Source organism: Micromonospora sp. WMMD1219 (assembly GCF_049315215.1).
Lineage (GTDB): Bacteria > Actinomycetota > Actinomycetes > Mycobacteriales > Micromonosporaceae > Micromonospora > Micromonospora tulbaghiae.
Window position 1 is genome coordinate 5314308 of the sequence record NZ_CP186057.1, and the last position, 13883, is coordinate 5328190.

Below are 13883 nucleotides of genomic sequence, written 5' to 3' on the forward strand. Positions count from 1 at the left end.
CTCAGCGGCGACGCCACTCGTCGACCAGGATCGCGTGGACGAGCTGGTCGGCCCAGCCGCCCCGGAACCGGTAGCTGCGCACGTGCCGCGCCTCCCGCCGCATCCCGAGCCGGGCCATCAGGCGCGCCGACGGCTCGTTGTCCGCGTGGCAGCGGGCCACCACCCGGTGCAGCCCGAACTCGCCGAACCCCCAGTCCAGCAGCGCGCCGGCCGCCTCCGTGGCCAGCCCGCGGCCGGCGTGATCGGGGTGGAAGACGTACCCCAGCTCGGCGGTGCGGTCCGCCGCACTGCGCCAGACCAGCTCGACCGCACCGATCACCCGCCCGCCGCGCACCACGGCGAGCGTCAGGCAGTCGCCCTCCGCGCGCAGCGCGTCCTCGCCGGCCATCGCGGTCACCGACGCCAGGGACTCCGCCCGGGTACGCGGCGCGGCGCCCGCCATCCAGCGGACCACGTCCGGGCGGCGCTGCCAGGCGTGCACGTCGTCGAGGTCGTCGACGGTGACCGGGCGCAGCAGCAGCCGGGACGTGCGCACCGGGTACGCCGGGTGGGTCATCGGGCGATCGTAGGAGGAACCTAGGGTGGGTCGCATGGTCGTTTCCGCCGAGGACGGCAACCCGCTCACCCAGCTCACGCTCGACCAGCTCCGGCAGCGCACCAGCGTGAAGTGGCGGCTGTACCCGCCGGACGTGCTGCCGCTGTGGGTCGCCGAGCAGGACGTGCCGCTGGCGCCGCCGGTGGCCGAGGCGCTGCGCCGGGCGGTCGAGCTGGGCGACACCGGCTACTCGTACGGCACCGCGTACGCCGAGGCGGTCGGCGGGTTCGCCGCCCAGCGGTGGGGCTGGGCCGACTTCCCGGTCGGCCGGGCCACGCTGGTGCCGGACGTGATGATGGGTACGGTCGAGGTGCTGCGCCTGGTCACCGGCCCCGGTGACGCGGTGGTGGTCACTCCCCCGGTCTACCCGCCGTTCTACGCGTTCGTCACGCACGCCGAGCGGCAGGTGATCGAGGCGCCGCTCGGCGCGGACCAGCGGCTCGACCCGGCCGCGCTGGAGGAGGCGTTCCGGCGCGCCCGCGTGATCGGCGACCGGCCGGCGTTCCTGCTCTGCAACCCGCACAACCCGACCGGCGTGGTGCACCGGCCCGACGAGCTGGCCACGGTCGCCGAGCTGGCCGCCCGGCACGGCGTACGGGTGGTGGCCGACGAGATCCACTCGCCGCTGGCGCTGCCCGGCGCGCGGTTCACCCCGTACCTGACGGTGCCGGGTGCGGCGAACGCGTTCGCGCTGGTGTCGGCGTCGAAGGCGTGGAACCTGGCCGGGCTCAAGGCGGCGCTGGCGGTCGCCGGGCCGGACGCGGCGGACGACCTGGCCCGGATGCCGGAGGAGGTCAGCCACGGTCCGAGTCACCTCGGCGTGCTCGCGCACACCGCCGCGTTCCGGGCCGGCGGTCCATGGCTGGACCGGCTGCTCGACGGCCTGGACGCGAACCGGGCGCTGCTCGGGTCGCTGCTGGCCGAGCACCTGCCCACCGTGTCGTGGCGGCCGCCCGAGGGCACGTACCTGGCCTGGCTGGACTGCCGCGACCTCGGCGTGCCCACCGAGGCCGGCGACGGCCCGGGGGTGGCCAGCGATCTGGCCGGGCCGGCGCGGATGTTCCTCGACCGGGCCCGGGTGGCGCTCAGCTCCGGGCACGTCTTCGGCGCCGGTGGCGCCGGGTTCGTGCGGCTCAACTTCGCCACCTCCCCCGCCGTGCTCACCGAGGCGGTCACCCGGATGGGCCGCGCCGTACGCGACTGACCGGCAGCCCACGGTCAGCTCGCGGCGACGCGTACCCCCTGGTTGTCGCCCTCGGACAGGAACGACGCCAGCGCGGCGCCCTCCTCGGCGGCGGCCGTGCGCTCGGCGCGGGTGAACGCGCGCAGCGGCGTGACCACCACGACGCCCGCGTCGACCGTCCAGGTGGCGGCGACCCGGCCGTCGACGAGCACGAACCGGGCCCCGGCCACGGAGAGGTTGCGGTGGGCGTCGTCGATGATCCGGCTGCGGTCGTGGTAGCCGAGCACGGCGTTGTCGAAGGCGGGCAGGAACCGTACCGGCGCGGGGGTGTCCGGGTCGGGCCGGGGCGCGCCCGGCAGGTCGAGCAGCGTGCGGCCGCGCGCGTCCCGGAAGGCCACCAGCTCGTCGCGGACCGCGGCGACCGCCGCGGGCAGCCCGGCGAGGCCGCACCAGGCGCGCAGGTCCGCCGACGCGGCCGGGCCGAACGCGGCCAGGTAGCGCCGCACCAGCGCCCGCCCGGCCGGGTCGTCGCCGTCGGAGCCGGACGGGTCGGCGTCGCGGCCCAGCCACCGGGCCAGAGCGACGGTACGGACGCCGGCCGTGGTCCGCCACAGCCCGCGCGGCGGCGCCTGCACGGCCGGGACCAGCGCGAGCACGATCTCGCCGAGCGCCCGGCGGTCGGTCGCCGGCCAGCGCGCGGCGAGCGCCCCCACGACCTCGGCGGTGGTGCGCGGCTCGCCGTCGGCCAGGACGTCCCGGGCCGCCGCGGCGAGTTCGTCGAGGTCGACCCCGTCGAACTCGCCGCGGTAGACACCCAGCACCCGCTGCCGCAGCATCGCGTCGTGCCGGGACCGCCAGGCCAGCACGTCGTCCGCCGCGAGCAGATGCACGGTGCGGCGCATCAGGTGGGTACGCACCAGCCGGCGGCGCACCAGCAGGTCCGACAGCACCGCCGGGTCGAAGGCCCGCAGCCGCGACCAGAGCCCGACGTACGGCTCCTGGGGCTCCTGGGCCTGCAACCCGCACAGGTGCTCGACCGCGCCGGCCACCGGCAGGGCGGCGCGGTCGAGCAGCAGTTGCCGGGCGAGCGTCGCCCGGTTGAGCGTGCGCCGGTCGAGCACCGTCACGGCTTCGTTCTCCGGCCGGCTCAGGTGGTGGTCTGGCCGTCGATGCTCTCGCGCAGGATGTCCGCGTGCCCGGCGTGCTGCGTGGTCTCGGCGATGACGTGGATCAGCACCCGCCGGACGCTGCGGACCGAACCGGGCTCGTTCCACGGCGCGTCGGGCACCGGCCAGGTCGCCGACAGGTCCTCGACGCCGGCGACGATCTCCTCGGTACGCGCGGCGATGCGGGCGTACCGGTCCAGGATCGCCGGCAGCGTGTCCTCGGGCAGCATCTGGAAGTCCCGCCCCCGGTCGATCGCCCACTGCGGCAGCTCGCGGGCCCGGCCGGCCATGAAGTCCTCCCAGGTGACGCCCTCGGGCATGGCGAAGGACATCACCGAGGGGCCCTCGACCACGAACCGCAGCCACGCCTCCTCGGTGGACGCGACGTGCTTGATCAACCCGCCCAGGCAGAGCGCGCTGACGGTCGGCTTCTGCCCGGCCTGCTCGTCGGTGAGGCCGCGCACCGTGTTGATCAGCATGTTCCGGGCGTCGGCGAGCTCGGCCAGCAGGTCGGCCCGCTCGGCGTCGAGGGTGGTGGGGGTCGTGGTGGTGCCGGTCATCGTCATCGGTTCCTTCCGGTCCTGATCGGGTACGGGTCCACCCTCGCAGGCGTAGCGGTCAGGAAGTGTCCTCTTCTCGCGGCAGAATGCGTGTCGTGCCGAAGACTTCCGCCCGACTGCTCTCGCTGCTGTCCCTGTTGCAGGCGCGACGGGACTGGCCGGGCTCGCTGCTCGCCGAACGGCTTCGGGTCAGCCCGCGTACCGTGCGCCGCGACGTCGACCGGCTGCGCGAGCTGGGCTATCCGATCGAGAGCGCCAAGGGGCCGGACGGCGGCTACCGGCTGGGTGCCGGTTCCGCGCTGCCGCCGCTGCTCTTCGACGACGAGCAGGCGGTCGCGCTCACCGTGGCGCTGCAGACCGCCGCCGGCGGCGTGACCGGCATCGAGGAGGCGGCCGCGCGGGCGCTGACCACGGTGCGGCAGGTGATGCCCGCGCGGCTGCGGCACCGGGTGGACGCGCTGCGGGTGGTGGACGCGCAACGCGCCGGCACGCCCGCCCGGCACCGGGTGGAACCGGCGCTGCTGATGACGTTGAGCGCCGCCGTGCACGCCCGCGAGGAGCTGCGCTTCGACTACGAGGCGGTGTCCACGGCGCCACCGGATCCGGACCGGCCGCCGCGCCGGGTGCAGCCGCACCACCTGGTCACCTGGGGTGGGCGCTGGTACCTCGTCGCCTGGGACCTCGACCGCGACGACTGGCGCACGTTCCGGGTCGACCGGATCAGCCCGCGTACGCCCACCGGCCCCCGGTTCACGCCCCGCGAGCTGCCCGGCGGGGACGTGGCCGCGTACGTCGCCGGCCGGTTCAAGGGCGCCACCGGGCCGGGTGACTGGCCCTGCCGGGGCGAGGTGATCCTCGACCTGCCCGCCCGCGTGGTGTCCGGGTGGACCCGCGACGGGATCGTCGAGGAACTGGGCCCGGACCGCTGCCGGCTGGTGCTCGGCGCCTGGTCGTGGCCCGGGCTGGCCGCCGTGCTCGGCCGCTACGACGCCGACATCGAGGTGGTCGGGCCGCCGGAGCTGCGCGAGGCGTTCGCCCGCCTGGCCCGCCGCTACGCCGCCGCGGCGGAGCCCCCGGGCCCGCCTCGGTAGCCGGGCCGGTCGGGGTGTCAGTCGGTGGGCAGGAGCGGACGCATGAACGTGCGCTCGTACCGCAGGACGCAGCCCGACTCGTCGCGGATCCGGTCGGCGGCGACGAACTCCGGGTCCACCCCGAACCGGGCGCGGTACTGCTCGTACGCCGCCAGGCTGGAGAAGCTGAACAGCGCCTCGGCCCGGTCGCTGGCGCCCTCGGCGGGCAGGAAGTAGCCGTGGTGCACGCCGCCGTGCCGTGCCACCAGCCGCATCCAGGCGCGGGCGAAGCGCTCGAACGCCTCGATCTGCGCGGGGGTCGATCGTGTAGTGCACGACGCAGGTGATCACGCGGCCACGATAGCGACGCCCGGCCCCGGGCGCTCAGGCCGCGGAGCGGCGGTCGCCGGGGTCGGTCGTGTCGGCGAGCCCGGCGTACCGCCCCCGGTGGTAGAGCAGCGGCGAACCGACGTCGGCGTGCCGCAGCAGTTCCGGTTCGGCCAGCACGACGGCGTGGTCCCCGACGACGACCCGGTCCACCACCCGGCACAGCAGCCAGGCCAGCGTGTCGTCGAGGACCGGCACCCCTTCCGGGCCGGGCCGCCACCGCGTCGGCTCGGCGAACCGGTCGATCCCGCTGGTGGCGAACCTCCGGGCCACCTCGTGCTGGCCGTGCCCGAGCAGGTGCACACCGACGTGCCGCGCCCGGGACACCACCGGCCAGCTCGACGAGCCCAGGTCCAGGCAGAACGAGACGATCGGCGGTCGCAGCGACACCGCGGTGAACGAGGTGGCGGTGAACCCGGCCGCGGGCGGTCCGGCGGCGGTGACCACCGTGACGGTGCTGGCCTGGTGGCGCAGCAGCGTCCGCAGCGCGTCGGCGTCGGCATCGACCGGGGTGTCGGCGGGCTCGGGCACGGCGTTCCTCCAAGGTGTACGGGGACGGACGGCGGTCAGACCGTGAAGCCGTGGAACAGCACCGACGCCAGTCCGAGGGCCAGCACCAGGTTGAACACGGTGGCGGCGCCGAACACGGTCACCGGCCGCCAGCCGGCCTCGCGCAGCGACGACACGCGGACCTCCAGGCCGATGCTGACGAAGGCCAGGATGAGGAACCAGACCCGCAGGTCGGTGACGATCGCCATGGTGGCCTTGCCGTCCGACCCGGCCGCGTCGAGGTACCAGGTGGCGATCACCGAGGCGGCGACGAACCCGAGGACGAACTTCGGGAACCGGCGCCACAGCTCGCCCAGCCCGGGGCGCGGCGCGTCCGGGCGGCGCTCCACGCGCAGCGCGAAGTACGCGGTGAGCGCCACCGCGACCACGCCCATCAGCGCGTTCTGGGTGACCTTGACGATGCTGGCGATCTGGAGCGCGTCCTCACCGGCGAGCGCGCCGGCCGCGGTGACGGCGGCGGTGGTGTCGATGTTGCCGCCGATCCACGCGCCGGCGACCGCGTCGGAGAGGCCGAGCACGTCGGCCAGCCACGGCAGCAGGAAGATCGACGGCAGCGCGAACGCGATGACCAGGCTGGCCGTGTACGCGAGCTGTTCGCGGCGTGCCCGTACCGCACCGGCGGCGGCGATGGCGGCGCTGACTCCGCAGATCGACACCGCCGAGGCGAGCAGCGCCCGCAGCTTCTCGTCCAGGCCGAACCGCCCGGCCAGCCACCAGGTGAACAGGAACACGCCGCTGATCAGCAGCAGCGCCTGGGCGATGGCGGGCCCGGCGGCGCTCGCGATGACGGCGAGGTTGATCGAGGCGCCGAGCAGCACCAGACCGGTCTTGATGAAGAACTCGGTACGGAACGCGGCGGAGATCCGGTCCCGCAGCCCGGTCACCGTGACGACCAGGTTGCCGAGCAGGCCGAGCAGGATCGCGTAGACCGGGTACTCGACCGCGCCGGCCACGTCCTCGATGGCGCTGCCCTCGGCCCAGACCGGCACGTTCTGTTCGAGGTACCGGGTGAGCGCGGCGAGACCCAGCACCACCAGCAGGCCCAGGCCGGTCCAGGCCCAGAACGCGCCGGTGCGCAGGTCGGCCCGGGGTGGCGCGACCGCGGGCGTACCGGCGGGTCGGTCCGGGGTCGCGGCGGCCGGGGCATCCGCGGTGGAGGCCGCGGGCGGCCCGGCGGCGGTGCTGCGGACGGCGGGTTCCGGGGCGGCGGCCATCACGGCACCAGCCCGGCGGGGATCGCACCGGCCAGCACCAGGAGCAGCAGCGCGAGGCCGAGGACGGTGGCGGCCCAGTCCTCGCTGAAGGCGAGCCGGGACGTGCCTGCGGTGGGCGGTTCGGGTGGCGTGGGCGCGTTGCTCATGAGGGGCTCCTACGGGTACGCGCGGGCGACGGAGGGCAGCCGGAGGCGACGGGTGACAGGGGATCATCGACCCAGTGAGAGTTTCCTACTTAACTAGTAGGATTACAAGGTCTTCCCGGGCTCCGGCTCGTCGGCGGCGCGGGCGGCCACCACCACCGAGATGCCGTCGAGCACCCGCTGGAGACCGAACTCGAAGGCGTGGTCCGGTCCGTACGCCCCGCCGTGCGCCATCCCGGCGGCGGTGCCGACCCGCGCGGCGAGCGGAAAACTGCCGGCGGTCATGAACTTCTCCAGCCAGGGGCCGTGCGTCTGCCACCACTGGTCGTCGGTCATCCCGGTCTCACGTTCCAGCTCGGCCACGTCCAGCGCGCCCCGGGCCGCGTTCTTGGCGTGCCCCAGCAGGAGCGTGAGAACGGCGTCCATCTCCACGTCGTCGAGCCCGATGTCCGCCACGGCGTGCAGTTCGTAGTCGTACTTGGCGAGCACGTTCGGGCCGAGCACCGGCCGGGTCGTCTCGGCGCGCAGCAGCCACGGGTGGGCCCGGTAGAGCGCGAGGTTGTCCCGGGCGATGCGCTCCAGCCGGCCGCGCCAGCCGCCCGGCACGTCGGCCGGGCGCGGCAGGTCACCGAGGACGGTGTCCACCATGACGTCGAGCAGTTCCGCCTTGCCCGGCACGTACGTGTAGACGGACATGGTGCCGACGCCGAGCGCCTCGCTGACCCGGCGCATGGTGAGCGCGTCGATGCCCTCGGCGTCGGCGATCTCGATCGCGGTGCGCACGATCCGGTCGACGCTGAGGCCGGGACCGGCGCCGCGGCTGGCCGGCTCCCGGGTACGCCAGAGAAGGGCCAGGCTGCGGGCGGGATCGGCCTTGCGCCGGCGCTCCTTCGACATGGTGCCGTCATCCTACCGGCCGCGCCGGGCACCGGCCGCCGGCGGGACGCCGGAAAAGGGGAGCCCGAGAATTGTCCGCGCAAAAAGAATGGCGGGTTCTCCCGCCACTACCAACATATAGCGCACCCCCGGTCTTGCCGCAAGACCCGGGTGACGGCGCACAATTGCCGGCCGTAACCCATTGCCGAGGCATTCGAAAAGCCGCGAAGAGCGGAGGCTCGGCCGTGCCCGTGATCGGAGACGAGTTGAATCTGCCCACCACAAGCGTTTTCGATCTTCCCGAGCGTCTGTCGGCCAAGGCCGACCCGGGCCTGATCGCCGCCGACGAGCGGCACTTCGCCGCCATCGCGGACAGCCTGCGCCGCTCGATCGCCGACCTGACCGACCGGCTCGACGCGACGCGCCGGGCCGCGGGCGGCCGGGGCCGGCAGGCGGTCGACCGGGACCAGGAGGTCCGGCGGCTGAGCGCGCGCCTGCGTACGCTGCGCCGTTACGGCCTGGACCTGTGCCTGGGCCGGATGGTCGGCGCGGACGGCGCGGCCCCGGTGTACGTCGGCCGGCTCGGCCTGACCGACGGCGCGGGCGGCCGGCTGCTGCTGGACTGGCGCTCCCCCGCTGCCGAGCCGTTCTTCGGCGCGACCCACGCCGACCCGATGGGCCTGGTCAGCCGCCGCCGGTACCGGTGGAGCGGAGGCCGGATCACCGACTACTGGGACGAGGTGTTCACCGCCGACGGTCTGGCCGGGCACGCCGCGCTGGACGACCAGTCGGCGTTCGTCGCCAGCCTGGGCGCGACCCGGTCGGCGCGGATGCGCGACGTGCTCGGCACCATCCAGGCCGACCAGGACGCGATCATCCGGGCCGGTTCCCGGGGCGCGCTGGTGGTCGACGGCGGTCCCGGCACCGGCAAGACGGTGGTGGCGCTGCACCGCACCGCGTACCTGCTGCACGCCGACCCGCGGCTGGGCGAGCGCCGGGGCGGGGTGCTGGTGGTCGGGCCGCACCAGCCGTACCTGAACTATGTCTCCGACGTGCTGCCCAGCCTGGGCGAGGAGGACGTGCAGATCTGCACCCTGGCCGACCTGGTGCCGGAGTGCGCGGCGGCGGCGCCGGAGACCGACCCGGCGGTGGCCCGGCTGAAGGCGTCCGCGGACCCGGTGCGGGCGGTCGACGCCGCGGTCCGCTTCTACGAGGAGCCACCCACGACCGGGATGACTGTCGGTGTCGGGGACGCCGAGCTGGGGCTGACCGCCGACGACTGGCGGACGGCGTTCGAGGCGGCCGGGCCGGGCGTCCCGCACAACGAGGCCCGCGACGACGTGTGGGAGGAACTGCTGACGATCCTGGTGGAGAAGTACCGCGGCGACGAGCCGGAGGAGGCGGTGCGCCGGGCCCTGGGACGCGACCGCGAACTGGCCACCGCGTTCGGCCGGGCGTGGCCGCTGCTCGACCCGCTCGACGTGGTCGCCGACCTGTGGTCGGTGCCCGCCTACCTGCGCCGGTGCGCACCCTGGCTGAGCGTCGAGGAGATCCGTACGCTGCGGCGGGCCGACGCCCGGGCCTGGACGGTGGCGGACCTGCCGTGGCTGGACGCGGCCCGGCGGCGGGTCGGTGACCCGGAGGCGTCGCTGCGGCGGCGCCGCGACGAGGCGGTGCTGGCCGCGCAGCGCGTCGAGATGGACACGGTGGTCGACGCGCTGATCGCGTCGCACGCCTACGACGACGGCGAGGGTCTGATGACCATGCTGTACGGCGAGGACATGCGGACCAGCCTGGTCGACTCCAGCGCGCTGAGTGCGGCGGATCCGGACCTGCTGGCGGGGCCGTTCGCGCACGTCGTGGTGGACGAGGCGCAGGAGCTGACCGACGCGCAGTGGCAGATGCTGCTGGCGCGCTGCCCGTCGCGCAGCTTCACAGTGGTCGGTGACCGGGCGCAGGCGCGGCACGGGTTCACCGAGTCGTGGCCGCAGCGGCTGGCGCGGGCCGGGTTCGACCGGGTCGAGGTGGCGACGCTGACCGTCAACTACCGCACCCCCGCGCAGGTGATGGCGGCGGCCGAGCCGGTGATCCGGGCCGTCCTCCCGGACGCCAACGTGCCCACGTCCATCCGCGACGGCGCCCCCGTGCGGTACGGCGACCGCGCCGAGCTGCGCGCGGTGGTGGACGGCTGGCTCGCCGCCCACGCCGAGGGCGTCGCGTGCGTCATCGGCGATCCGGCGTTCCCGGCCTCGGACCGGGTCCGGTCACTGAGCCCGGTGCTCGCCAAGGGGCTGGAGTTCGACCTGGTGGTGCTGGTCGACCCGGAGTCGTTCGGCGACGTGATCGCCGGGGCGGTGGACCGGTACGTCGCGATGACCCGGGCCACCGGCGAGCTGGTCGTGCTCACCGGGCCGTGACCGGCGCCCCGGGGGCGGCACGCTGCCGCCCCGGGGTCCGGCTCAGCGGCTCAGCGCCCGGTAGCGGCGCAGCGACAGCGGCAGGAACACCGCGACCAGCACCAGCGGCCACAGCACCGCCAGCAGCGGGTGGTGTGCGGCCACCCACGAGTCGCCGCCCCAGCCGGGGTTGCCGAACAGCTCCCGGGTGGCCCCGACGGTCGCGGACAGCGGGTTCCACTCGGCGACCGCGCCCAGCCACGCGGGCATGGTGGACGGCGCCACGAACGCGCTGGACAGGAAGCCGAGCGGGAACTCCAGCGTCTGCACGGCGGTGACCGCGCTCTGCCCCTTCACGGTCAGGCCGAGGAAGATGCCCACCCAGACCAGCGCGAACCGCAGCAGCAGGATCAGCCCGAAGGCGGCGAGCGTGTCGCCGAGGTCGCCGCGCGCCCGCCACCCGACCGCCAGGCCGACGAGCAGCATGACGGCGAGCGTCACCACCGCGAACATCAGGTCGGCGGCCGCGCGGCCGAGCAGCGGGGCCAGCCGGGACACCGGCATGGACCGCAGCCGGTCGGTGACGCCGCGGTCCAGGTCCGCCGAGACCGCCATGGTGGTCATGCTGATGCCGAAGACCATGGTCATGGCGAACATGCCGGGCATCAGGAACTCGCGGTAGCTGCCGCCGCCGGGCACCTGGAGCGCGCCGCCGAACAGGTACGCGAACATCACCACCATCAGGATGTCGAAGCCCAGCGAGCCGATCAGCGGGCCGGGCTCGCGCCGCCAGTGCGCCAGCGCGCGCCCGGTGAGCGTCAGGCCGTCACCGGCCAGGGACGGGCGCCGGGCCGGGGTCACCGTCGCGGTCACGCGGTCACCTCCACGCCGGCACGGGCGGCGGACGGCACGCCGGTGAGCTGGAGGAACACCTCGTCCAGTGTGGGTCGCCGCAGCGCCACGTCGGCCACGCCGACGCCGTCGGCGTCGAGTGCGCGCAGCACCTCGGTCAGCGCGCCGGCCCGGTCGCCGACCTGGGCGCTGACCGCCCGCCGGTCCCTGTCGACCGCCGGTTCGGCGTGGGCGACCGCGCGCAGCCGTCCGGCGGCGGTGGCGAGGTCGGCGACGTCGCGGACGACCAGTTCGATCCGGTCGCCGCCGAGGCGGGACTTCAGCGCGTCCGGGGTGCCCTCGGCGATCACCCGGCCGGCGTCGAGCACGCAGACGCGGTCGGCGAGCTGGTCGGCCTCGTCCAGGTACTGCGTGGTGAGCAGCACCGTGGTGCCGGCGCGCACCAGGTCGCGTACCGCCCCCCACACCTCGTTGCGCCCGCGCGGGTCGAGCGCGGTGGTCGGCTCGTCGAGGAACAGCACCGACGGCGCGAGGATCATGCCGGCGGCCAGGTCGAGCCGGCGGCGCATGCCACCGGAGTACGTGCGTACCGGCCGCCCGCCGGCGTCGGCGAGCCCGAACCGGTCGAGCAGTTCGTCGGCGCGCCGTCTCGCCCCAGCCCGGTCCAGGCGGAACAGGCGGCCGAAGATGACCAGGTTCTCCCGCCCGCTCAGTGCCTCGTCCACGGCCGGGTGCTGCCCGACCAGGCCGATGCGGTGGCGTACCCGGTCGGCCTGCTCCGCCACGTCGAAGCCGGCGACCTCGGCCCGCCCGGCGTCGAAGCGCAGCAGCGTGGCCAGGATGCGGACGGCTGTGGTCTTGCCGGCGCCGTTCGGGCCGAGCAGCCCGCACACGGTGCCGGGTGGCACCCGCAGGTCGAATCCGTCCAGCGCGGCCGTGTCCCCGTACCGCTTGCGCAGGCCCTCCGCGAGGATCGCGTGTTCCACGTCTGTGTCCCCTCCGTCGACGAGGGCACTAACGTACAACGTACGGTATGGCGTCCGCCAATGATTTCAGTCGACGATGCGGTGCTCCCACGCCCAGACCGCGATCTCGGTACGGTTGCGCAGGCCGAGCTTCGTCTGCACCGCGGAGACGTGGCTCTTGACGGTGCTCAGCGAGATGAACAGCTCGGCACCGATCTCCAGGTTGGTGCGGCCCCGGGCGATCTCGCGCACCACCTCGATCTCCCGCTCGGACAACGCCGGGCGGCTGTCGTCGCGGGGTGGTGCGGGCGGGGTCAGGTGGCGCAGCAGCCGGACCGTCACCGACGGGGAGACCAGCGCGTCGCCCTGGTGCGCCGCCCGGACCGCCTCCACCAGCAGGGCCGGTCCGGCGTCCTTGAGCAGGAACCCGGCCGCTCCGCCGCGCAGCGCGCCGTAGACGTACTCGTCCAGGTCGAACGTGGTGACCACGACGACGCGCAGCGGGTCGGCCACCCCGGGCCCGGCGAGCGCCCGGGTCACCTGGAGACCGTCGAGCCGCGGCATCCGGATGTCCACCAGGCAGACGTCGGGGCGCAGCCGGCGGGCCTGGGCGACCGCGTCGACGCCGTCGGACGCCTCGGCCACCACCGAGATGTCCGGCTGGTCCTCCAGGATCAGCCGCAGCCCGCCGCGGACCATCGCCTGGTCGTCGGCGAGCAGCACCCGGATCGTCATCACGCCCTCCCGTTCGGCACGACCGCCCGCACCGACCACCCGGAGTTATCCGGGCGGGGACCGGCGCGCAGCGTGCCGCCGAGGGCCTCGACCCGCTCGCGCAGGCCGATCAGGCCGTATCCGTCCCGGGACCCGGCGGGCGCGCCGGACGCGTCGTCGGTCACCTCGACCACCACGGCGTCCGGCTCCCGCGCCACGTCCACAGTGACCTGGGCGGCGTGCGGCGCGTGGCGGGCCACGTTCGTCAGCGCCTCCCGGACGATCCGGTGCACGGTGCTGGTGACCTCCGGCGGCCAGGCCGTCTGTTCCGGCAGCCGCAGCCGCACCGGCGGGCCCTGCCGGCGGAACCGCTCGACAAGTTCCTCGATCTGCTCCGTACCGGCCGAGGCCGGCGGCGCGTCAGCGGTGTCCCGCAGCAGCCCGACCAGGCGGCGCATGGCCCGCATCGCCTCGCCGCCGGCCGCCTCGATGCCGGCCAGCGACTCCGTGGCGCGCGCCGGATCCCGGCGCCCGACCAGGTGGGCGGCCTGCGCCTGCACCACCATGCCGGTGACGTGGTGGGCCACCACGTCGTGCAGTTCCCGGGCCAGTTCCAGCCGCTCGTCGCGGCGTACCCGCTCGGCGGTGATCTTCGCCCGCTCGTCGAGCAGCCGCAACGTGAGCCCGGCGGCGACCCCGCCGAGCCAGCACAGGGCGTTGAGCGCCACCACCCCGGACCCGCCCGCCCCCGGCCGGGCGGCCGGCCACGCCCCGGCCGCCACCACGAGCCCACCGGCGGCGATCAGCCCGGCGGGCGGCGGCGGCAGCGCGCGTACCGCCGATCCGACCAGGACGGCCGACGCCATCGCCAGCGCGGGCCCCGGCTCGGTCGGCAGGTCGAACAGCCGGGCGGCGGCGACTGCCGACCCGGCGACGACGAGTCCGGCAACGGCCGTGACGACGCGCTGCCGGTGGCGTACCAGAGCGAGCGCGCCGACCACGACGGCGGCCGTGCCGCCGGCGAGCCAGTACCGCAGTCCCCAGCTCGCGGCGATCGCGACCGCCTGGACGCCGATCGCGGCGAGCAGCACCACGGCGAGCCCCGCCGTCGCCGCCACCCGGGTGAGCCGTTCGGTAGCCATGCCCAGCACGCTAGGAGATCGCCGGCCGCAGCGGACCGGCCGAAAGTAGG

At 75.1% G+C, this 13883-nt stretch carries 15 protein-coding genes; 3 read left to right on the plus strand and 12 right to left on the minus strand.

All coding sequences use genetic code 11. The annotated features are described in order from the left end of the window. Nucleotide 1: 1 nt before the first annotated feature. The gene (locus tag ACN27C_RS24785; RefSeq protein WP_422748457.1) at nt 2–556 is read right to left on the minus strand and encodes a GNAT family N-acetyltransferase; all 555 of its coding nucleotides are present in this window, start codon (nt 554–556) and stop codon (nt 2–4) included. A 34-nt stretch (nt 557–590) separates the two neighbouring features. Between ACN27C_RS24785 and ACN27C_RS24790 the strand changes: the two genes are divergently transcribed. Then, complete coding sequence (locus tag ACN27C_RS24790) at nt 591–1799, plus strand: MalY/PatB family protein (RefSeq protein WP_422748459.1); 1209 nt, start codon at nt 591–593, stop codon at nt 1797–1799. Nucleotides 1800–1813: 14 nt separating this feature from the next. Here the strand turns inward: ACN27C_RS24790 and ACN27C_RS24795 are convergent, their stop codons facing one another. Next, on the minus strand, nt 1814–2905 hold the full coding sequence (locus ACN27C_RS24795; RefSeq protein WP_422748461.1) for a winged helix DNA-binding domain-containing protein: 1092 nt from the start codon (nt 2903–2905) through the stop codon (nt 1814–1816). A gap of 20 nt (nt 2906–2925) precedes the next feature. Continuing rightward, nucleotides 2926–3504: a DinB family protein gene (locus ACN27C_RS24800; protein WP_422748463.1), complete on the minus strand. Its 579-nt coding sequence runs from the start codon at nt 3502–3504 to the stop codon at nt 2926–2928. A gap of 86 nt (nt 3505–3590) precedes the next feature. Between ACN27C_RS24800 and ACN27C_RS24805 the strand changes: the two genes are divergently transcribed. Continuing rightward, nucleotides 3591–4595 (plus strand): helix-turn-helix transcriptional regulator, encoded by a 1005-nt coding sequence (locus ACN27C_RS24805; protein WP_120569977.1) that lies wholly within the window; start codon nt 3591–3593, stop codon nt 4593–4595. A gap of 17 nt (nt 4596–4612) precedes the next feature. On the opposite strand, the gene ACN27C_RS24810 is transcribed toward ACN27C_RS24805, so the two are convergent. From ACN27C_RS24810 to ACN27C_RS24830, 5 genes are all read right to left on the minus strand, one after another. Beyond that, nucleotides 4613–4840: an NIPSNAP family protein gene (locus tag ACN27C_RS24810; protein WP_422748465.1), complete on the minus strand. Its 228-nt coding sequence runs from the start codon at nt 4838–4840 to the stop codon at nt 4613–4615. 118 nt (nt 4841–4958) lie between these two features. Further along, nucleotides 4959–5492, minus strand: coding sequence for a flavin reductase family protein (locus ACN27C_RS24815; protein WP_120569979.1), 534 nt, complete (start codon nt 5490–5492; stop codon nt 4959–4961). 35 nt (nt 5493–5527) lie between these two features. Beyond that, a complete protein-coding gene (locus ACN27C_RS24820) occupies nt 5528–6745 on the minus strand; it encodes a YeiH family protein (protein ID WP_357828802.1) in 1218 nt (405 codons plus the stop codon). After that, nucleotides 6745–6891 (minus strand): hypothetical protein, encoded by a 147-nt coding sequence (locus ACN27C_RS24825; RefSeq protein ID WP_162959099.1) that lies wholly within the window; start codon nt 6889–6891, stop codon nt 6745–6747. Before ACN27C_RS24825 ends, ACN27C_RS24820 begins: the two co-directional genes overlap by 1 nt. 102 nt (nt 6892–6993) lie before the next feature. Then, complete coding sequence (locus ACN27C_RS24830; protein WP_120569981.1) at nt 6994–7785, minus strand: TetR/AcrR family transcriptional regulator; 792 nt, start codon at nt 7783–7785, stop codon at nt 6994–6996. Between the two features lie 224 nt (nt 7786–8009). On the opposite strand from ACN27C_RS24830, the gene helR reads away from it, so the two are divergent. Next, nucleotides 8010–10181 (plus strand): RNA polymerase recycling motor ATPase HelR, encoded by a 2172-nt coding sequence (gene helR, locus ACN27C_RS24835; protein ID WP_422748468.1) that lies wholly within the window; start codon nt 8010–8012, stop codon nt 10179–10181. A 42-nt stretch (nt 10182–10223) separates the two neighbouring features. Here the strand turns inward: helR and ACN27C_RS24840 are convergent, their stop codons facing one another. From ACN27C_RS24840 to ACN27C_RS24855, 4 genes are all read right to left on the minus strand, one after another. Beyond that, on the minus strand, nt 10224–11033 hold the full coding sequence (locus tag ACN27C_RS24840) for an ABC transporter permease (RefSeq protein WP_422748470.1): 810 nt from the start codon (nt 11031–11033) through the stop codon (nt 10224–10226). Continuing rightward, nucleotides 11030–11998 (minus strand): ATP-binding cassette domain-containing protein, encoded by a 969-nt coding sequence (locus tag ACN27C_RS24845; protein WP_422748472.1) that lies wholly within the window; start codon nt 11996–11998, stop codon nt 11030–11032. The genes ACN27C_RS24840 and ACN27C_RS24845 overlap by 4 nt, the downstream gene beginning before the upstream one ends. Nucleotides 11999–12064: 66 nt before the next feature. Further along, nucleotides 12065–12712: a response regulator gene (locus ACN27C_RS24850; protein WP_121683282.1), complete on the minus strand. Its 648-nt coding sequence runs from the start codon at nt 12710–12712 to the stop codon at nt 12065–12067. Further along, nucleotides 12712–13833, minus strand: a complete 1122-nt coding sequence (locus ACN27C_RS24855) for a sensor histidine kinase (RefSeq protein WP_422748474.1) — start codon at nt 13831–13833, stop codon at nt 12712–12714. The genes ACN27C_RS24850 and ACN27C_RS24855 overlap by 1 nt, the downstream gene beginning before the upstream one ends. Between the last annotated feature and the right edge of the window lie 50 nt (nt 13834–13883).